The organism is Nostoc sp. 'Peltigera membranacea cyanobiont' 232, from assembly GCF_002245985.1.
GTDB lineage: Bacteria > Cyanobacteriota > Cyanobacteriia > Cyanobacteriales > Nostocaceae > Nostoc.
Window position 1 is genome coordinate 68,957 of the sequence record NZ_NOLK01000006.1, and the last position, 19,942, is coordinate 88,898.

The 19,942-nt window shown below is 41.5% G+C and carries 18 protein-coding genes and 1 pseudogene; 10 read left to right on the forward strand and 9 right to left on the reverse strand.

Translation table 11 applies throughout. From position 1 onward, the window contains the following. Positions 1-57: 57 nt before the first annotated feature. The gene (locus CDG79_RS03565; RefSeq protein ID WP_094340777.1) at positions 58-990 is read right to left on the reverse strand and encodes an AraC family transcriptional regulator; all 933 of its coding nucleotides are present in this window, start codon (positions 988-990) and stop codon (positions 58-60) included. A gap of 157 nt (positions 991-1,147) precedes the next feature. On the opposite strand from CDG79_RS03565, the gene CDG79_RS03570 reads away from it, so the two are divergent. Continuing rightward, positions 1,148-1,882 (forward strand): SDR family oxidoreductase, encoded by a 735-nt coding sequence (locus CDG79_RS03570; RefSeq protein WP_094340874.1) that lies wholly within the window; start codon positions 1,148-1,150, stop codon positions 1,880-1,882. A gap of 95 nt (positions 1,883-1,977) precedes the next feature. On the opposite strand, the gene CDG79_RS03575 is transcribed toward CDG79_RS03570, so the two are convergent. The 5 genes from CDG79_RS03575 to CDG79_RS03590 form a co-directional block, all read right to left on the reverse strand. After that, a complete protein-coding gene (locus tag CDG79_RS03575) occupies positions 1,978-2,760 on the reverse strand; it encodes a COP23 domain-containing protein (protein ID WP_094340778.1) in 783 nt (260 codons plus the stop codon). Positions 2,761-3,047: 287 nt separating this feature from the next. Then, entirely contained in the window at positions 3,048-3,800 is a 753-nt protein-coding gene (locus CDG79_RS03580) for a Uma2 family endonuclease (protein ID WP_094340779.1), read from the reverse strand. 203 nt (positions 3,801-4,003) lie between these two features. Beyond that, positions 4,004-4,174, reverse strand: coding sequence for a photosystem II assembly protein Psb34 (psb34, locus tag CDG79_RS40690; protein ID WP_143855409.1), 171 nt, complete (start codon positions 4,172-4,174; stop codon positions 4,004-4,006). Between the two features lie 319 nt (positions 4,175-4,493). Beyond that, positions 4,494-5,540, reverse strand: coding sequence for a DUF1611 domain-containing protein (locus tag CDG79_RS03585; protein WP_094340780.1), 1,047 nt, complete (start codon positions 5,538-5,540; stop codon positions 4,494-4,496). Next, on the reverse strand, positions 5,524-6,576 hold the full coding sequence (locus CDG79_RS03590; protein WP_094340781.1) for a dipeptide epimerase: 1,053 nt from the start codon (positions 6,574-6,576) through the stop codon (positions 5,524-5,526). The genes CDG79_RS03585 and CDG79_RS03590 overlap by 17 nt, the downstream gene beginning before the upstream one ends. Before the next feature lie 142 nt (positions 6,577-6,718). Here CDG79_RS03590 and CDG79_RS03595 point away from each other — a divergent pair, with 142 nt between their 5' ends. The 3 genes and pseudogenes from CDG79_RS03595 (at position 6,719) to CDG79_RS44710 (ending at position 9,358) form a co-directional block, all read left to right on the forward strand. After that, positions 6,719-7,270, forward strand: coding sequence for an NUDIX hydrolase (locus tag CDG79_RS03595; protein ID WP_094340782.1), 552 nt, complete (start codon positions 6,719-6,721; stop codon positions 7,268-7,270). 20 nt (positions 7,271-7,290) lie between these two features. Further along, positions 7,291-8,640: a toll/interleukin-1 receptor domain-containing protein gene (locus CDG79_RS03600; RefSeq protein WP_094340785.1), complete on the forward strand. Its 1,350-nt coding sequence runs from the start codon at positions 7,291-7,293 to the stop codon at positions 8,638-8,640. A gap of 133 nt (positions 8,641-8,773) precedes the next feature. After that, positions 8,774-9,358, forward strand: a pseudogene (locus CDG79_RS44710) (hypothetical protein). A 383-nt stretch (positions 9,359-9,741) separates the two neighbouring features. On the opposite strand, the gene CDG79_RS03620 reads toward CDG79_RS44710, so the two are convergent. Continuing rightward, positions 9,742-10,929, reverse strand: coding sequence for an anion transporter (locus CDG79_RS03620; RefSeq protein ID WP_094340797.1), 1,188 nt, complete (start codon positions 10,927-10,929; stop codon positions 9,742-9,744). A 243-nt stretch (positions 10,930-11,172) separates the two neighbouring features. Between CDG79_RS03620 and CDG79_RS03625 the strand changes: the two genes are divergently transcribed. The 6 genes from CDG79_RS03625 to CDG79_RS03650 all read left to right on the forward strand — a co-directional run bounded on the left by CDG79_RS03625 (position 11,173) and on the right by CDG79_RS03650 (position 18,064). Further along, a complete protein-coding gene (locus CDG79_RS03625) occupies positions 11,173-12,024 on the forward strand; it encodes an alpha/beta fold hydrolase (RefSeq protein WP_094340800.1) in 852 nt (283 codons plus the stop codon). A gap of 187 nt (positions 12,025-12,211) precedes the next feature. Continuing rightward, on the forward strand, positions 12,212-12,796 hold the full coding sequence (gene hemJ, locus CDG79_RS03630) for a protoporphyrinogen oxidase HemJ (RefSeq protein ID WP_094340802.1): 585 nt from the start codon (positions 12,212-12,214) through the stop codon (positions 12,794-12,796). A gap of 510 nt (positions 12,797-13,306) precedes the next feature. Then, entirely contained in the window at positions 13,307-14,470 is a 1,164-nt protein-coding gene (locus tag CDG79_RS03635; RefSeq protein WP_094340805.1) for a FecR family protein, read from the forward strand. A 175-nt stretch (positions 14,471-14,645) separates the two neighbouring features. After that, positions 14,646-16,022, forward strand: coding sequence for a glutathione-disulfide reductase (gene gor, locus CDG79_RS03640; protein ID WP_094340807.1), 1,377 nt, complete (start codon positions 14,646-14,648; stop codon positions 16,020-16,022). A 107-nt stretch (positions 16,023-16,129) separates the two neighbouring features. Next, on the forward strand, positions 16,130-16,765 hold the full coding sequence (locus CDG79_RS03645) for a YqiA/YcfP family alpha/beta fold hydrolase (protein WP_094340809.1): 636 nt from the start codon (positions 16,130-16,132) through the stop codon (positions 16,763-16,765). A 153-nt stretch (positions 16,766-16,918) separates the two neighbouring features. Further along, positions 16,919-18,064: a histidinol-phosphate transaminase gene (locus tag CDG79_RS03650; protein ID WP_189524869.1), complete on the forward strand. Its 1,146-nt coding sequence runs from the start codon at positions 16,919-16,921 to the stop codon at positions 18,062-18,064. 8 nt (positions 18,065-18,072) lie between these two features. Here the strand turns inward: CDG79_RS03650 and CDG79_RS03655 are convergent, their stop codons facing one another. Together CDG79_RS03655 and CDG79_RS03660 are read right to left on the reverse strand one after the other, a co-directional pair. Continuing rightward, positions 18,073-18,627, reverse strand: a complete 555-nt coding sequence (locus CDG79_RS03655; protein ID WP_094340814.1) for a hypothetical protein — start codon at positions 18,625-18,627, stop codon at positions 18,073-18,075. A 614-nt stretch (positions 18,628-19,241) separates the two neighbouring features. Further along, complete coding sequence (locus CDG79_RS03660; RefSeq protein ID WP_223278000.1) at positions 19,242-19,874, reverse strand: GNAT family N-acetyltransferase; 633 nt, start codon at positions 19,872-19,874, stop codon at positions 19,242-19,244. Positions 19,875-19,942: the final 68 nt, after the last annotated feature.

Here is a 19,942-nt window from a genome sequence, read left to right on the forward strand (position 1 = left end):
GATATATCGGAATAGAATTTTGATGAAGATTTGTGAAGTAAGTAATTGTGTCAACGCTTAGGCTGTGCGTAAACGTTCAATATCCCTCATCGGTGGCGCACCGAACATCCGGGAATATTCGCGGCTGAACTGTGATTGGCTCTCATAACCCACCTGATAGGCAGCATTAGCCGCATCGGAGTTTTCGGCAAGCATCAGGCGACGTGCTTCTAATAGTCTTAATTGCTTTTGATATTGAAGCGGACTCATCGATGTCACTGACTTAAAATGGTGATGAAAAGATGAAAGAGACATACTTGCCTGCCCAGCTAGCTCCTCAACCCGCATCGGTTTTGTCAAATCAGCCTTGATGAGTTTTATTACCTCGGCGATGCGCTGCATGTTGCTGCCAGATGTCGCAATTTGGCGGACAGCTTCGCCCTGTTCGCCCATTAAAAGGCGATAATAGATTTCGCGGATAATCAGTGGTGCAAGAATCGGAATATGCTGTGGTATATCCAAAAGTCGTGTCAGTCTGAGAGCGCAATCGAGCAATGGTATATCGACAGTGCTGACAAATAAGCCTCTGACGGAGTTCTTCTTACCCTCAATCACACTAGTTTGAGCAATAAGATCGCAGAGTTGACGTGGATCTAGATTCAGCTTGAATCCTAAATACGGTTGCTCTGGGGTTGCCTCAACGATAAACGCGCTTAATGGCAAATCAACCGAGACTACCAGATATTGAGCCGCGCCATAACAATAGGTTTCCTCACCCAGCAACGCTTCCTTTTTGCCCTGGACAAGGATAGCGAGGATAGGTTCGCAAACACCCTTTAGTGCAGTGTAAACAGAAGATTCTCGCTGAAATTCCAGCTGCTCAATAGCTGTTTTATGAAAACCGTTCCCTTTGCCATCGGTGTGACGAGTGACGAGTGCCGCCAATTCTTGACATTGATGAGTGATCGCACTTTGGTTTATGACTGGGTTGATGATTTTTATTGTCACAATGTTCTTCGATTAATTTAATCATTCTTTTGTGGACATTGTAGAACATCGATTTGGAGAATTAGGCAATAAAGCGCGAGGTCTGTGTATTCCAAATATTTGTGCTTACTCATACGATGAACACATCCAAAGTTCAACCTCAACAGAGGAAAAATTAACCATGTTAAACGTAGAAAACAAAGTCATTGCTATCACTGGAGCCAGTAGCGGTATCGGTGAAGCCACTGCTAAATTACTCGCCAAAAATGGTGCAAATGTGGTTTTAGGGGCACGGCGCACAGAAAAGCTAGAAAAGATTGTTGAAGATATCCACAATGAAGGCGGCACAGCAGAATTCAAAGCCGTAGATGTCGCTAATCGTGAGGATATGAAAGCGTTCATTCACTTTGCTAAAGAGAAATTTGGTCGTGTCGATGTCATCTTTAACAATGCAGGCGTGATGCCCCTATCGCCGATAAATGCCCTGAAAGTCGAAGAGTGGGACAACATGATTAACGTGAATATCCACGGTGTTTTAAATGGTATAGCTGCTGGTCTACCCATCATGGAAGCGCAAGGTGGTGGACAGTTTATCAATACCGCATCCATCGCCGCACACATGGTAGGCCCTACCAGCGCAGTCTATTCCGCCACAAAATATGCTGTTTGGGCTATATCCGATGGATTGCGTCAAGAATCGAAAAATATTCGCGTTACAATAATATCCCCTGGCGTGGTTGAGACTGAACTCGGCTCAGATATCACGGACGAACCAGCAAAAGGCTTTTTGAAAGAACTCCGCAAAACCGCACTGACCCCAGATGCGATCGCCAGAGCCGTATTATATGCTGTATCCCAACCGGATGATGTTGATGTCAATGAAATCATTGTCCGCCCTACTGCAAGTGCATTCTAATCCTGGCGGGACATGATGACAAAATAAAAGCTCTAAAATAAAATAGCCTCTGGTTGATATAACTAAACCAGAGGCTGATTTCAATTTCTTATTACCTACCGGAAATTGCGAGGATTTAAGCGAACAGAGTTAGGTTGAGACTGACGACCAATTGCGACTCCATTGCGGAGTTTATTCGCAGTTCCACCATCTTTGCGATCGAGGAAAGGTTTGAGATTAATGCCACCTCTATATGAACTAACTCGATTATTGCCACTGCCTAGAAGTGTGCGTCCTAAATTATATAATTCGCTTCCCCCACTACTGCGATCGCCATAAGTGTTAACGGCTATAGTCTGCTGTCCGTTATCAGCAGTAGTCAAGTTTTGAAAAATGCTGTTGCGGATGACAACGGGATCTTTACCACGCGGTACTGTCAGCACAATTCTACAGCTTGGGTTAGCTTCAGTTGTGACGCAGACAACATTTTCGTTATTTTCTACAGATGTCTGGAGTTCTTGTAAACCATCTGGACGATAAAGTTCTAAACGACTGGCAATTGCTGCACAACGCTTTTGTGCGTCCCAACCACCGCCTAAAGTTGCAGGTGCCGCCCAAGGAAAAAATTGTCCTGGTTGACTTTGTGGCTGATACATAACGGTGGACTGACCGTTGTAAGTCTGACAGGTAAACCGAGTTGTACCATCAGCTGAGGATGAAGGGGGTATACCTGTTGATGTGTCTATTGGAACTGATGACCCATCTGATGGCACTGTTGGTACTACTACACCACCACCATCGCCAGTAGAATCATATTGCGCCATTGCTGCCGAATTGCCCAGACACAAAGATAAGCCAATACTGCCTAAAGATATCAATCGCAACAGTTGTGATGACATAAATCATCCTCCAGTAAAAACAAGTAAGGAATTGATAGTTTAAGTGACGAATAATTCTATTTTTTGATTCATCAAAAACGTTATTTTTTTCTTTTCTTACTTTTTTCTCTGGCAGTAGCTTTTTAGCTGTACTTGAATTTCTGCATAATACCCCACTCCTTCAAAATTCGTTCCATACTGAAACTTACTTATGCAAAAGTGTATTTTTTACTACTTTTATGAAGAATTAGCAAAATATAGATAAAGCGATCGCACTTAGCACTTAATTTTTGCTTAAACTAAGTAACTCAGCTATCTGGCAAATTATTTGGATCGATACCTTGAGATTGTAAATAGGCAATTAGCCGTTCTTTTTGCTGACGTTCCTGTTCGGCGCGTTGACGTTCCTGCTCAATTTGTTCTACTGCCCAAGGTAACAAATTACCTGCCTCATCCCACCAGCGCAACCAGTAACCAGTTCTGGCTTCTTTTGTTCCTTGCCAAGTTCCTAAGAATAAGCCCATTGAATCAATCCAATGACGGCCATTTTCGTCAGGTTGTTGTAATTCGTAGCGTCTGTTTTCGAGTTGGTAATATTCTAACAAACCGCCATTAGGGTCAAAAATCACGTAGATTGGTACTTGAAGAATCTGCTCGTAAAAAAACCATTTTCCTGGTGGATAGATTCGCTTAAAAGAGTACTCTGTACCGTCAGTGTCAGATAGAAATTCCATCACCACGGCTGGAATGTCACCCTCTAAATTCGGTGTATAGCTTTTGCGTTCTGCTAAGACTTCATTTACTGCTGGAACATAAACCCAGTCAGGTGATTTTGCTACAAACCGATCGTTTATCGTCGCACAAAGTCCAAAATTTGAGGCGATTAACATTTGGGGTTGAATGAAACCACTTATCTCAAGGCTTTCGCGCAAAGCACCAGCTAATAGTGGCTGACCTGTATTTTCCACTGGTTCATCCTCTAACTGAAAATCTGCGGGCAACGCTTCCCAAGATATTATCAGTTCTGTTGAAGATTTAGCTTCACCGAGTTGGGTTGCCATATAACACCCCATTTTTATTAATTTGTCTTTATTTTATGTGCGATCGCAGTTATTTTACAATGTCGCCCTTTGGAATGCGATGCCTACGGCAGGCATTGCCAACGCACAGGGGTAAAACACAAAAAACCCCGGCGAAACTAACCGAGGCTTGAGAGAGAAGTGAGAATGACAATAAGATACAGCGATACGGCAATGGAAAAATCTTAGCTAACGCTAAAACCAACCAAAACTAAAGTTGTGACAATTAAAGTTGCAAAAAGACCCTGTAAAACGTATTTACGTTGTTCCCAAATTGCTGGGTACTCTGCGTAGTATACCTTGGGTTCAGCTGCGTAGTTATTGAGAATGCCGTCTTCATTTACAGTAGTGTACATATTTTTTTCTCTTCTTTTGTTTACTTATGTAACTAAATTTAACAAATTTGTTACAAAATGTCAATAGGGCTTGACAAAAAAAGCTGATGAGTTAGTAAAAAATTACTTATCAAGGATAGAGAATTTAGGCGAAGCGGTTTTAGGTACCGTCGTTGCATGTCCCCTTAATTTAACTGCCATAAAAAACCCCCGGTAAGTTGGGGGTGTAAATTGCCCTTATGTGGCAAAGTGGAGCAAGATACTTCTTGTTAAGCTTCCTTCAACTTGCTCGGATTCGTCTTTAAGCAACTAAAGTTTTGCTTCTTGATAAGGTCAGAACCTAATTCTTCATCACCGCATCCAAAAGCACATTGGCATCAAAACGGACTACATCGGTGCAAGGTAGCCCGGTTTCTGCTGTGACTTGAGCGATGCTTTCCTCAGCCGCAGATTCATCTAAATGGGCTGTGTTCAGTGCTATACCCACTACAGGAACCCTTGCAAAAGCACCACCAGCACTAGCAACGCTTTCATAAAGCCGAATTACCTCTGATAAAGGTGGAATTATTACATGGGGATGATTGCGGACATGAACTTGTCCCGCCCGATGGGCTAATACCAGTTGAGTTGGTTGCGAACCACGAATCAGGGGTAGGGTTGCCGTTGAACCAGGGTGTAGCAGCGAACCTTGTCCTTCAATGTGCAGGATGTCGTAGTTTTTGCCATAGCGCATGATTACCTGTTCTACAGCACCAGCAGCAAAGTCTACCCGCACGGCATCTAAAGCCACGCCATCACCTTCTAACATCACCCCAGTTTGACCTGTGGCGAGAAATTTAGAACGCCAACCCCGCAGTTTTGAGGCCCAATGTAACTCTAAGCTAGTTGACATTTTACCGATCGCCATATCGGTTCCCACCGTCAAAACTCGCCGACAGGGGAGGGTGCGTGCCATTCCACTGGCAACACTTATATTAGGCGGCTCTTTGCGGACATCCCAAATTAATTGCCCTGGTTTGACTAGTGCATTTAACTCCGGGATGCTTGCCATTGGTGTATGTAAGCCGTTCACCAACGACATCCCAGCTTCTAGAGCATTTTTGATTTCTAGCCAGTAATCATCGGGGATAGCACCACCACTTGGAGCAATACCTATTACTAAGACTTCTGGCTTGTACTCTAAGGCTGCGGCTACCGATGCCACAATGGGTATATCACGTTTGATACCTGTTAATTCTGTCAGAGATTTGCCAGCACATTCGCGATCGATGACGGCTACAATTGGTGATTCGCTGTAACGTAAAATTGCGAGTCCTGTTTTGCCGTGAGTTCCAATAGTTCCCTCGTGAAGTAAGATAGCTACTCGTTGATTAAGTGGTAGACGCACTGTGTTTTACCCCCAAACCTGGTAAATCGTTTAGCAAAACTCTACCTTCTTTTAGCAATGCACCTGTAAAGGGATCGTCGATTAAGTTGAGGTGACTGTCTAAATCTAAATAATCAGCTAGTGGCGCAAGCTGTAATGCTGCTGTATTAGCTAGCGAACTGTCAGAATAGCAACCGAACATTACTTGCAACCGATATGCTCGCGCTGTATGTACCATTCGCATTGCCTCTGTTAATCCCCCTGATTTCATCAGTTTGATATTAATACCATCCACGTAGTTTGCCAATTCGGGGATATCAGAACTTGTGAAGCAACTCTCATCGACAAAGATGGGTAGGGGAGAGTGTTCTTTGAGTTTTGCTAAACTTTTTTCCTGACCTCGTGGTAATGGCTGTTCTACATACTTTATATCTAAATTAGCCAGCCAATTGCATATTGCGATCGCATCTTCTAAACTCCAACCCCCGTTGGCATCAACAAATAATTCTATTTCCGGTGCTTCTTCTCGCACTGCCAACAGCATTTTTTTATCTGCATCTATGCCATCGGGACTACCTAACTTCACCTTAAAAAGGCGGACATCGGTAAATTGTAACCAGTCTCGCGCTCTGGCTCTCGCACCTTCAGGCGAATTGATCCCAATTGTTACTGAGGTTGGTACTATTTGATTGCGGTCGAGTCCCCAAATTTGCCACAAAGGTAATCCTACACGCTTACCCAACCAGTCGTGCATTGCCATATCTAAGGCTGCCCTAGCAGCAGAAGGAACCTGGTTTTGGATTAAAACTTGCTCAATTTGCTGTCGCTGCAAAGGGCTAAATGCTTGCAACAGTGGCACAACTCGATCTAGAGAATCTTTGATTGTATCAGTTGATTGTCGACGATCGCCCACACCGAATGGCGATGCTTCCCCCCAGCCTTCGATACCATCATCTGAAATCCTCACCCATACATTCGTTGTCTGTGCCGTTGTCCCTCGACTAATGGTCAACGGAAATCTCTTGTTTACTGTAAATAAATTTACATTTATTTGCATATTTCTTTTACATAATATTATGTTATTGCAAAAGTCAGTGTAAGTTTAAAGTTTAGATTATCGGATGTATCTGTTATACTTTTTTACATTCATTACTTAGTTACTAAAGTTCCTAGACATAATTTTATTGGTTACTAAATTTATGAACAACTTAAGAAAATGGAAGACTTTAAAATCAAAAATGGTTTTAGATAACCCTTGGTGTCAAGTAAGGCAAGATGAAATAGAATTGCCCAATGGTAAAATCATAGATGATTATTTTGTCAATATTAAACCAGACGTGGCGATGGTTTTACCTATTACTAGTGATAGAGAAGTTATTTTTGTCCGGCAATACAGACATGCAGTAGGTGAATTTTTCTTAGAACTACCAGCAGGGAATTTCGATCCGATAAAAGAGAGTGCCGAAGTAGCCGCAATTAGAGAATTCACAGAAGAGACTGGTTATATACCCCAAGAATTTAGAAAAATTGGAACTCTATACGATAAACCAAGTAAAGATACCAATCAAATACATTTGTTTTTAGCAGAAAATGTGAGCAAAGTCGGAGAGCAACAACTCGATATTACAGAAGAAATTGAAATTTTATTTATTCCTATAGAATCAGTTTTAGATAAAATTATTCAAGGAGAAATTTCTGTAGCGGGAACTGTTGCGGCTCTCTTTTTAGGTTTAAAACTTCTAAGTTATTAATCATCTAAGAGTTAATTATTATGTTTGTCTTTACAGTAACTGCTGATACTTTCCTGAAAATTCGTCCAATTGAGTTAGCGGAACTAGCTGAAGATGAAAAATTTCTCATTCAAGTCAAAAGTATTCTTAAAGTAATTTCTTATACTGATGAGGGAGAATATTACAGAATTACGTTGAAAGACTCTATCAATGGCAAAGATACATGGTTTGTCCATAAAAAGTATGTTGAAATATCTGCTTTACGGAGTTTACTTCGTGAGATATCTGCTTTAGGGAATTTATCTGAATACACTCAAGCATATCCTGGGGAGAAGTTTCTGCAACCGCCGCCAAATATAAAAAAGCCTAAAAAAACGAGTGGAGATTGGAGTCAGATCCCCATTACGTTCAAGGTAGAACCAAATGATAATAGTGTTCTAGTAAATGAGTTTAGTAAAGGTGGCGGCGATATCGAGGTTGAAGAAGAAGTTATTAAGCGGCTGAAAGCGCAGCTACAAGAAACCCCAACTATTCAAGAACGAGCTTCACAACCTGCTGATATAAACAAAGATTTGGTGGATTGTAGTGTATTCAGTCCTGCTTCTATAACTCCAGATGATATGTTCCTCGTCCAAGTCTTTGTTCATCTTCCTGAACAAGTTGAATTTGTCAAACAGGATGCTGAAGAATTTGATCCTGAAGCTAAACAGTTAGGAGTTAGAAGTTTAGGAGTACCGATTAAACGGGGAAGTGAACTCACTTTTAACTTGTCTATTCCAAAACTAGAAGTAGACGAGCCAATTCAACAGTTGAGTTGGAATGGTAGAGCAAGTTCTATTCAATTTGGAGTAACGGTTCCTGCTGATATTACTCAAAAAACAATTATTGGAACTGTTACTGTCAGTCAAAATACAATTCCCCTCGGTCATCTAAAATTTAAGCTATCGATTATTGCTTCTGCATCTTCTACATCAAAAGAGCCTCAGTTAGCAGGAGAAGTTGCTCGACATTATAGAAAAGCATTCGTCTCTTATTCTTCTAAAGACCGGATAGAAGTTCTTAAAAGGGTGCAGGGACTAGCTGTAAGTGGCATTACAGTTTTTCAAGATATCCTGAATTTAGAACCTGGCGATCGCTGGGAGCAAGAACTTTATCGTAATATTGATGATTGGGATCTCTTCTTACTATTTTGGTCTACTGCTGCGAAAGAATCGCCGTGGGTGCTTAAAGAAGTGTTGTATGCCCTTGAACGACAGGGTTCTGATGGATTGCGTTCCCCCGAAATTATTCCTGTAATCATTGAAGGGCCGCCCCTTGTTCCTCCACCTCCTGAGTTGCAGGCTCTTCATTTTAATGACAAACTTCTTTACTTAATGGCGATATCTAAATAGCACGATCGCCACCCCAGATTTACAAGCCGAACTCAACGCCAATGGGTGGCAGGTTTCTTTAACTTCTGAAGTTAGTCAAGAGTTTTGCTTGGATGAAGAAGCGATCGCTTTGCTGGCTCAATCAAACCACAAGATGCAGGAAACACTGCTACAACAAGCACGAAATTTATTGTCAGCACTAAATCAGTGGCAGGAAAATTTACTCAAAGTTGGGCAATTTTTGGTTAATCGTCAGCAAGCCTTTCTCACAAGTAAGGACAGTTTAGATTTAGTACCAACACCTCAGCAGCTAATTGCTCAATCGGTGGGGCTTTCAAATGCTATAGCGGTTCTCGTTTACGTGAGGTACACCCGTAGGGGCACGGCACTGCCGTGCCCCTACACCTCGTGATGTAATGTTGTACCGCATCTGAATGGGAACCGCTATACCATCAGTCGCATTGTGCGCGATCGCTATTTGCTAATTAGCGGCGGGCAAAGTCGAATTGTGCCATTGCAGTCTTTCTGTACTTCTGTTGGTGTTGGTGGACGCACGCCTAAACAAATCCAAGAGTTGATTATTCAACTAATTCAACAAGAACCACCAGCTAAACCCTACAGCGATGAACAACTTGCCCAACTATTAAAACTGCGATTTGGCATGGCGATCGCTCGACGGACTGTAGTCAAGTACCGAAAACTGGCAGGAATCAAATCTTCCCACGCACGTAAACGTTAACATCAGTTAGAGGAATTTATCGCTCTCCTAAAAAGCGCTACTGTGTACACAAACTTTTTATAATTTCTATGTAATATAGGGTGTTCTAATTGTTGCAAGTAGATGCATTAACATAGCAAGCCGATGCATTAACATAGCAAGTCGATGCATTAGCATAGCAAGTCGATGCATTAGCATAGCAAGTCGATGCATTAGCATAACAAGCCGATGCATTAGCATAACAAGCCGATGCATTAACATAGCAAGTCGATGCATTAGCATAACAAGTCGATGCATTAACATAGCAAGTCGATGCATTAACATAGCAAGCCGATGCATTGGCATAACAAGTTAGACTGAACTACCCCATGCATTAATGCAGGGAGATCCAACTCACGTTAAAGTTAATAAATCCAAAAATAGGTAAGCGCCAAGGTGATAACAGTTAGCGGTAGCCCAAATCGCAAATGTTCCCCAAAAGTGAGCCTATATCCCTGTTTAGCAACAGCCTCCGCCACAATCAAGTTTGCTACCGAACCCAGCAGGGTGAGATTTCCTGCCAGTGTTGAAGCCGCCGCGAGTAGTAGCCAAGTGCGGGTGTCGGGATGGGGAATTAGGTGATGTAATAGCAGTACAGCCGGCACATTCGATACTAAATTTGACAACAACGCCGTTATCCCCAAAATGCTCAAGGGATCGCGAGCAAAATGAGAAAGCCATCCCAAAGAACCAAGTTTTTGCACACCTTCTGTAAGGATGAACAGTCCACAAAACATTAACAGTAAATCCCAGTCTACCTGTTGTAAAATTCGCTCTGGCTTAAGGCGGCGCGTTACCAGTAATAATCCGGCAGCAATTAAGGTAACTTCAGCAGTCGGAATTCCGATTAAAAATGCTACTAGTAATCCGGTGGTAATTAATAGACTTTTAGCTAACAGTGGTTTGAGGACATGGTAGCGGGGTGGTTTAACTTTTAAGTAAGGGCGAAGCGATCGCACTTCTGGATATAACCACCACAACAAACCTACCTGAATCGTCAAACAGATCAATGCAAGTGGTGTTAAGGCTTTGGCAAAGTCTAGATAACTAATGCCAGAGAAAGAACCGATCAAGATATTTTGCGGATTACCGCTTAAAGTGGCAACGGAACCGAGGTTAGTTGCACCTGCTAGTGCCAGCAAATAGGGAATAGGTTTAAGCTTGAGTAACTGGGTAATACCAACTACCAGAGGTGTCAAAATTAAAGCAATCGTATCATTCAGAAAAAGGGCTGAGAGGATGCCACTGCCAAAAGTTAACACCACCAGTAACCCAAATGGGCTGTGGATGCGGCGGATTGTATAATCAAGGGCAAGCTGGAAAAAACCAGAGGCGGCGAGATTGGCACTGATTACCATCATCCCAAATAGAAAAATTAGTGTTTTGTAATCGATCGCGCCCCACGCCGCAGGTAAATCTAGTACTCCCAATGCCATCAAAAAGGCAGCACCAACAATAGCGATCGTCGCCCGATTCATCCGCAATCCGGGCAAGTAACCTAGCCCTAAGCCGATGTAGGTGATAATAATCACGAGATATCGCAAAACTACCATTTCTCTATTCCCTAAACGTAGCAAGCCCCGATTTAGAGCTTACCGGATAGGCTGTAGACTTAGTTTCGGGCATGAAAAACCAGAAGAAAATTAAGGCAACTGTTGCGATATTATGATTATCTAAACGTTAACGTTGACACTCTCCGGTGTTCTATGATTTTGATGGAGGTTTTAGGGAGAGACGGGGGATAACCCCAATTCCCAATCCCCAATTCCCAATTCCCAATTCCATAGGAATATAGCGTGTCAATAACAGAACATAAAATCAATGTAGATTCACTGGAATGGTTTTATCGAGAATCTTCACCAATCGGCAGAACTGATTTAGCCCCCGTGTTGTTGCTACACGGGTTGGTTTCACAAAGTTACAGTTGGCGTAATATTATACCTGCTTTAGGGAATCAAGGGACAAGAGCGATCGCTCCAGATTGGATTGGTTACGGCTTTTCTGCAAAACCAGAAAAACGAGATTTCGCTTACACACCCGATGCTTTTATCACAGCTTTAGAAGGATTTGTCAAAGCACTAGAACTTGAATATTTTTCTTTAGTTGTCCAAGGTTTTTTAGGTTCTGTAGGACTACAATATGCCTTGCGTCATCCAGAACAGATTGCCAATTTAGCTATCCTGAATACACCAATATCAACTGCTGCCAAATTACCCTGGAAAATTAAACAAATGGGTTTACCTTTAGCAGGTGAGGTAATGACCCAAGACCCCCTATTAGTTGACCGAACGCTAGAAGGTGGTAGCCGTTATCGCATCGGAGATAAGGATTTAGATATTTATCGAAAACCATTTTTGAAAACTTCATCATCTGGGCGGAGTCTTTTATCAAGTATTCGCAATTTACAGCTAGATTCAGCAATGACAGAAATTGAATCTGGCTTTAAAGAATGGCAACAGCCAATTCTGATTCAATGGGGGATGATTGACCCTTGGTTATCTGTGGATATCGCCCAAAATTTTACAGATTCTGCACCAAATGCCGAATTAATTAAACTTAATAACGTCGGACATTATCCTCAAGAACACTACCACGAGACGATCTTGGAAGACCTTTTACCCTTTGTGCGTCGTAAAGATGCTCATTGACAATATACTTTTGGCAAAAATCGATATTATAAAAATGAAGCAACAGAAAAACACCGAGGATTTATCTGTGGTAAAGAAATAATTCTGGGTTTTTGCCAGACTTATTATGTTATTCTAGGCTGCATTTGTGAACTTTTTAGTACCACTAAAAATGGATCGGAACCACAAGTAAAGGGGATTAGTATTCATGGCTTATTCATGGTTTAAAGCATTTCATATTGTCGGATTTGTAGTTTGGTTCGCTGGTTTGTTCTACTTAGTACGTCTTTTTATCTATCACGTTGAAGCCAACCTTGAACCTGAACCAGCACGAACAATACTGAAAAATCAGTATCAAATTATGGAAAAGCGCCTCTACCACATCATTACTAACCCTGGAATGTTTGTGACGATCGCAATGGCTATCGGTTTATTAAGCACTGAACCGGATATTTTAAAAGAGGGTTGGTTACATATAAAACTGCTATTTGTTGCTATTTTAATTGGCTATCATCATTACTGCGCTCGACTCATGAAGAAGTTAGCAGTAGATGAATGCGGTTGGAATGGTCAGCAATTACGCGCTTTAAATGAAGCACCGACAGTTATGTTAGTAGCGATCGTATTACTGGCTGTATTTAAGAATAATTTACCTACAGATATCGCTGCCTGGGGTATTTTTGCCATGATTATTTTGATGGCGGTCACTATTCAACTTTACGCCAAGAAACGCAAGCAAGATAAAGAGAAGCTGACGGCACAGATAGGACAAGTTCCACAAGAACAAAGTTAGACAAAATTGCTGTCTAACACCAGCTACCCATTGGTTGTTAAGTTAGTGAAAATTCATAGTTTATAGATACCTGATTTCTTAAATAAGTTGGGTATCTAACTTTTCATGAGTGACTTAAGTAGAACAGGGTAAATAATTAAAGGTTTGTAGTGAGAACTTTAGTTCTCAAATCAGGACTAAAGTCCTTACTACGAACTGATTTTCGCTAAAGTTACATTACTTTACATAGTTTGTTTTTTTCAAGTCGTTCTACTTAGCTGATGACCTTGTGAATTATTGGTTTCAAGTACTAACTTTTAAACCTGCCACAGACTTGATTGCACACAATGTCATTTTTAGAATATAAACTTAAACAAATTAAATATATAGCTTACCTATTAGCTATTTTATATATTTAATTTAGATTAAAATTCGGATAAGTTTACTTAAATAAACTTCCTGTAATAGTTTAGCACTAGCTTAAACCTTTAACTTTTTTGATATTAGTTGAAGTTCAGAAATTATCAAACTATGTTTCATAAATCGTTTCCATTATTAGCGATTAGTTTATGGGGAATTACAGTACTACCTTTGCCAAATAGGGTAAGTGCTATAACTCCTCTGACGCGAGCAGAGATTCAAAACCTCCGCAACTTAGTACAACTGATACCCAGAGACAGACAGAAGAAGCGTCCTGCACGCAAATTAGATGCAATAACTCCTGGGGATGGGTTGTCAACTGGTCGAGCTTCCCTAGCAGAATTACGCTTTAATGACGGCTCTTTGGCACGGGTTGGGGAACAGGCTATATTTCAATTTTTACCAAACACTCGTAGTTTTAGACTCTCAAATGGAACAGCATTGCTACTTATCCCACCTGGAAGGGGGCAAACACTCATACAAACACCAAGTGCAGCAGCAGCAATTCGTGGTTCAGCATTATTTGTCCGCTATAACAAACAAACAGATACCACGATTGTGGGTGCGCTCACAAATAGTGGCATTGAAGTTTCAAATAAGGAATCTTCTCAAAGTCAGGTGCTGCAAGCAGGACAGATGATGGTTATAGTTAAAGGCAAATTTCAGGGCTTATACGATTTTGATCTCAGAAATTTTTATGAAACGAGCGATATGGTTCGGGGGCTTGATTTAACTAGGCAAAATCTTACACCTACAGCCGACCCGGCGATCGCTAGCGTTCAAGCTGAAACTGCTGCGGCTCTGAACGCCCAGTCGCCCATCACAGGTGAGGGAGTAGTTGAAAACCCATCTTTTGCAGAGCTAACTACTAATCCTTCAACTTCCTCCACCAACGACATTATTACAGACAGTTTCCCAGTAGACCCCATTAGGGATGATTCCCCATTAAATTCCTTTGAGGACATAGGACAAATCCTATCAAATACTCAGCAACGCTCTGGGAGAAATAATACTACTAGAACTATAACGCAACCAGTCGAGCCTCCAGTCGAGCCTCCAGTCAGTCCTCCAGTCAATCCTCCAGTCAGTCCTCCAGTCAGTCCTCCAGTCAGTCCTCCAGTTAATCCTCCAGTCGATCCTCCAGTCAATCCTCCAGTCAGTCCTCCAGTCAATCCTCCAGTCAGTCCTCCAGTCAATCCTCCAGTCAAACCTCCAGTCGAGCCTCCAGTCGAGCCTCCAGTCAAACCTCCAGAAAAACCTCCAGAAACCACCTGAAACACCCACCAAAGCAAAAAGTGATATTCCCTACGACCAGAGAACATCTGCTAACGCTAGATTAAATCAAGGACAGGACTTAAACAGGGTTCACCAGATATCCTTGATATAGTTCAATCACATTTTGTGTGTAAGTTCCCAGGAACTAACTTTTTGCTAGAGAGAACAGAAATTTATGGCTTTTGATTACGACCTGTTTGTAATTGGTGCGGGTTCTGGAGGTTTGGCGGCTTCCAAACGGGCGGCTAGCTATGGGGCAAAAGTGGCGATCGCTGAAAATGATTTAGTTGGTGGTACTTGTGTAATTCGCGGTTGCATTCCCAAAAAACTCATGGTCTATGGCTCTCACTTTCCCGCCCTATTCAGTGAAGCTTCAGGTTATGGCTGGAAAGTTGGTAATGCTGAGTTGGACTGGGAATATTTCATTACATCTATAGATAAGGAAGTTCGGCGACTGTCGCAACTACATATAAACTTCTTAGAAAAAGCCGGAGTAGAACTAATTTCTGGTCGCGCCACATTGCTAGATTCCCACACCGTAGAAGTTGATGGACGCAAAGTGACAGCAGACAAAATTTTAATTGCTGTTGGCGGTCGTCCTATCAAACCAGATTTACCAGGGATGGAATATGGCATTACCTCTGATGAAATCTTTCATCTAAAAGAAAAACCAAAACACATCGTCATTCTTGGCGCTGGTTATATTGGCACAGAATTTGCCTGTATCATGCGTGGTTTGGGTTCAGAAGTGACACAAATTACCAGAGGTGAAAAGATTTTGAAGGGGTTTGATGAAGACATTCGTACAGAAATTGAAGAGGGGATGACAAACCACGGAATTCGACTGATTAAGAATAATGTGGTGAAAACAATTGAACCCGTGCCAGAAGGTTTTAAACTAACTTTATCAGGGGAAGACCAAGAACCAGTAATTGCTGACGTATTTTTAGTGGCGACTGGTCGAACTCCCAATGTAGATGGACTAGGTTTAGAAAAAGCTGCGGTTGATGTTGTGGCTAGTTCTATCGAAGGGCCTGGATACCTTGGCACAAATGCCATCGCAGTCAATGAATATAGTCAAACGAGTCAACCGAATATCTTTGCTGTTGGCGATGTCACAGACCGAATCAATTTAACTCCCGTCGCCATTGGCGAGGGTCGCGCCTTTGCTGATAGTGAATTTGGAAATAACCGCCGCGAATTCAGTCACCAAACTGTTCCCACAGCCATATTTTCTACCCCAGAAGCCGCAACAGTAGGCTTGACAGAAGCCGAAGCCCGGGAAAAACTCGGTGATGCCGTCAAAATTTTTCACACTCGCTTCCGTGCCATGTACCATAGTTTGACTGGTAAACAAGACAAGACAATGATGAAGTTGGTGGTTGATAGCAACACTGACAAAGTGCTAGGCGCTCACATGGTGGGTGATAGTTCAGCTGAGATAATTCAAGGTGTAGCGATCGCGGTGAAGATGGGCGCAACTAAAAAAGACTTTGATGCCACCGTTGGTATCCATCCCTCCGCAGCCGAAGAATTTGTCACAATGCGGTAAGAATAAAGAGTTAGGAGTTAAAAGTTATGAGTTATGAGTTGAAGAAATAAACTCATAACTTAAAACTTAAGATTCTTATTAGCTCTAACTTCTAACCATCTACAGCTTTGCAATATATATATCTTCACGGTTTTGCTTCCAGTCCTAATTCTACCAAAGCGCGGGATATAGGCGATCGCTTTGCCAAAATTCAAACGAAACTCAAAATTCCCGATTTGAATGCTGGTGATTTTTCGCAGTTGACAATCACTCGTCAGATCGCTCAAGTTGCCGCAAAATTCAGTCATAATTCTACGCCAGTAACCCTGATTGGCTCAAGTTTAGGTGGTTTGACCGCAGCCCACTTGGGACAGGAATATTTACAAGTAGAACGCCTTGTGCTGCTAGCACCAGCCTTTGGTTTTTTATTCCATTGGTTGCCCAAGTTAGGCGATGAAGAAGTACAGCGTTGGCAGCAAGAAAAATATATCATGGTCTACCACTATGGGGAGGAGCGATCGATTCCTTTAAGTTACGATTTCGTTAAAGATGCTACCCAATATCAAGAAAACTTTTTGCAACGTCCTATCCCCACCCTAATTTTGCATGGAAAAAAGGATGAAGTTATTCCCATCGAAGCTAGCCATGACTTTGCGCGTTCACGTCCTTGGGTGGAGTTAGTCGAACTCGACAGTGACCACGCCTTGAGTAATGTTATGGAAGAAATTTGGCAGGCAATTCGCCTCTTTTGCCAGTTACCTTGAAGTTGTAAAATATTAGACTCTCATATAACTAATGTCCTTTGTCATTTGTCTTTTGAATAACTAACAACCCAATGACCAATGACTAATGACTAATGACTAATGACCAATGACTAATGACTAATGACCAATGACCAATGACCAATGACTAAAATTATGCTTCCCTTCATCAGGTCAGATTTAGCCCAATTTACCGCGTATAAACCCCATCCTAGCAGCGATACAGCCAATTCTGTCCCCACACAGTTCGATCGCCTGGATACAAATGAAAGCCCTTATGATTTACCACCTGAGTTAAAAGAGAAGCTAGCCTGGACATATCAGCAAGTAATTGAAACAAATCGTTATCCTGATGGTGGACACGAAACACTTAAGGATGCGATCGCAGAGTATGTCAATGAATCAGCCGGTCTCTCGCTATCTAATACTGCTGCCAATATTTCTGTAGGAAATGGTTCAGATGAACTAATCCGCTCTTTATTAATCGCCACTTGTCTAGGAGGAGAAGGTTCAATTCTCGTTGCCAATCCTACTTTCTCCATGTACGGAATTTTGGCAAAAACTTTGGGCATTCCTGTAATCGCGGTGGGTAGAAATGAAACAAATTTTGAAATTGACATAAGCGCCGCACAGTTTGCGATCGAACAAACTCAAAATCCCCCTATTCGCGTAGTTTTCGTAGTGCATCCCAATTCGCCGACTGCAAATAGCTTAACGGCGGCGGAGTTGGCATGGTTAAGAAGTCTAAGCGAGGATATTTTAGTAGTAGTTGATGAAGCTTACTTTGAATTCAGTCAAACTACCCTAGTAGGTGAATTAGCACAGCGCCCAAACTGGGTAATATTACGTACTTTTTCTAAAGCTTTCCGATTGGCAGCTCTCCGTGTTGGTTATTGCGTCGCTCATCCTGAAGCGATCGCCATCTTAGAAAAAGTTCGCTTACCTTACAATCTTCCCAGCTTTTCTATAGCGGCAGCATTATTTGCTTTACAAAACCGCACACTGTTGCTGGACTCGATTCCCCAAACCTTAAGCGAACGAGCCAAACTCATCGAAATTTTATCTCAGCAACCAGAATTACAAATTACTGCAAGCGCTGCTAACTTTATCTACCTACGCCTTAAACCAAATGCTTTTAATTCACAAGATGCTGCGCTAAAAACTTTCCACCAGAAACTGAGAACACTCGGCACTCTTGTGCGACACATTAGCGGAGGATTGCGAATTACTATCGGGACAGTTGAGGAAAACGCCCGCACGATTAATCGAGTCCAAGCTGTTTTAGCAAATTTGGAATTTTAGTAATTTACTCAATAATTAAACCGGCTATCCATCTCACTGCCCAAACGACGGACTAATCCCACTGTTTGTGGCAGCACACCTACCAAAAGAGCAAAAGCAACATCCGGCAAAAGAGCCACTATTTCTGGTGGAAAGTATTGCTCAAACTGATCGAGAATTTTCTGAACTCGCTGCCCAGGCACTGGGTTTTCTGTAATTTGTTTGATCAATCGAATCCACTGTCGCCTAATCAAGTAAGCCTTCTGGCGTTCTTCATTAGATTCGGGAGTTAATAAAGACAGATTACCTATGGGCAATACCCTTTGGCAATCACAATCATAATCCCCACCCACAGCAGCCCCAGGGCCGGCAAACTCTGCATGATAGCGTTTAAAGAGGATTAATCCATTTCGTCTACGACTATTGACGACGAAAACTTCTCCACTGTGTAAACGTGTGAGGATATCCGAGCCTTGCGATTGCTCAGTTCCATCTGGCATAACAACAGAGTCATGGAAACTAGTTTCAGGATAATAGGTTGATATCATAGAGGTTTGATAGCGTCGATGCTGTTCGCTATCCATGTTTTTTAAACTTTCAATGAATTTGGTAGTAGTATGCACTTCAAAACGGAACTAGATGTTATGTCAAATCAAGTTTTTGAATTTTTTTATTATCAAGAGTCTTTTAGTCAATTTAACTAAAGATAGTAATAAATACACATTGTTTAGTAATTGAATGATCATATCTTATGAGATATGACTAGATTTGTCCCCAAATTCGGATAGTGTTTTATTAAAGTTTTTATAAAGATGAATATCTTAATTACAAAGTTATTATGAGGGATCGCTAATTTTATCAGGGTAATTATACCGATATGTTCTCTTGTAATTCGCTTATTTACCTCTATAAAATACTCTAAAATAATTGTTGTTTAATGACAAGTCAAAAAAGATAAAATGTAACACTTAAATTATTAAGCGAAGTTTTCTAAAATTATATATTTATTAATATGAAGAATAGAAATATCCGTGAAAAATCCCAAATAAATATCTTTCCAAAAGCACCAGCAGGTATATATATCAAGCAATTTAGCTAATCTTGGCTGATTTTTTAGTTAGGTCAGTTCGTGCCCTGATTATCGATATTGATGATAGATTTTCTCCAAAATAATTACAATATTAAAAGTTACAAAAATTCAGATAGTTGAATCAACACTCAGATGTTTATGCAATAGCATCTGGCTTGAGCGTCCTAGTAAAAACCTATTCAGATTCGATTCGACTTTATGTACTCGATATCCCATCTTGAAATAAAGTTGCCTTGCCTGATGATTATTTTCCAAAACGTGAAGATATAAGTCTTGAAATCCCCACTCGCGCGAAACTTTTTCACAGCTAGTCAATAACCCTGAAGCCACACCATGTCTACGGTATTTTGGGTGAACCGCTAAGTTAGATAAATAAGGAAAACCTATACTAGCCTGATTCCACGAATCACTGTAACGGACACCCAGTTCCACACTTCCCACTAGATTATTAGCCGCACCACTAGTACCTTCAAAGGCGACTAAACAAACATGACGAGGTGGAGGTGATGCCGTCCTATGCCTTAAGTCCTCGTAAATACCCAGACGTAGCAATGGAAAAGCCCATCCCCACAGACCCTTTTGGGAGTGAAAGCTTTCAGCAATAATTTGGGAAACATCGATCAAATCAGCAGGTGTAGCTGTACGAACTTGAAATTGCCAGCAAGCTGGATCGATTGGCTGTTCCTGGTATGGATGAAAAAACCGATATTTCAAGGCTAGTTTAGTATTGATTTTATTCAACGAAAATTTTCTCAAATATCCTCAAGCACCATTTAAACTGAGTAAAAACTTCACATCCGCCCAGGAGA

Excerpts from the sequence above, each read along its gene's own strand:
- CDG79_RS03590 (WP_094340781.1), bottom strand. The coding sequence starts at position 6,576 with ATGCAAATAAATGTAAATTTATTTACAGTAAACAAGAGATTTCCGTTG.
- CDG79_RS03595 (WP_094340782.1), top strand. The coding sequence starts at position 6,719 with ATGAACAACTTAAGAAAATGGAAGACTTTAAAATCAAAAATGGTTTTA.
- CDG79_RS03635 (WP_094340805.1), top strand. The coding sequence starts at position 13,307 with ATGTTTCATAAATCGTTTCCATTATTAGCGATTAGTTTATGGGGAATT.
- CDG79_RS03620 (WP_094340797.1), bottom strand. The coding sequence starts at position 10,929 with ATGGTAGTTTTGCGATATCTCGTGATTATTATCACCTACATCGGCTTA.
- CDG79_RS03600 (WP_094340785.1), top strand. The coding sequence starts at position 7,291 with ATGTTTGTCTTTACAGTAACTGCTGATACTTTCCTGAAAATTCGTCCA.
- psb34 (WP_143855409.1), bottom strand. The coding sequence starts at position 4,174 with ATGTACACTACTGTAAATGAAGACGGCATTCTCAATAACTACGCAGCT.
- CDG79_RS03575 (WP_094340778.1), bottom strand. The coding sequence starts at position 2,760 with ATGTCATCACAACTGTTGCGATTGATATCTTTAGGCAGTATTGGCTTA.
- CDG79_RS03570 (WP_094340874.1), top strand. The coding sequence starts at position 1,148 with ATGTTAAACGTAGAAAACAAAGTCATTGCTATCACTGGAGCCAGTAGC.
- hemJ (WP_094340802.1), top strand. The coding sequence starts at position 12,212 with ATGGCTTATTCATGGTTTAAAGCATTTCATATTGTCGGATTTGTAGTT.
- CDG79_RS03650 (WP_189524869.1), top strand. The coding sequence starts at position 16,919 with ATGCTTCCCTTCATCAGGTCAGATTTAGCCCAATTTACCGCGTATAAA.
- gor (WP_094340807.1), top strand. The coding sequence starts at position 14,646 with ATGGCTTTTGATTACGACCTGTTTGTAATTGGTGCGGGTTCTGGAGGT.
- CDG79_RS03655 (WP_094340814.1), bottom strand. The coding sequence starts at position 18,627 with ATGGATAGCGAACAGCATCGACGCTATCAAACCTCTATGATATCAACC.
- CDG79_RS03580 (WP_094340779.1), bottom strand. The coding sequence starts at position 3,800 with ATGGCAACCCAACTCGGTGAAGCTAAATCTTCAACAGAACTGATAATA.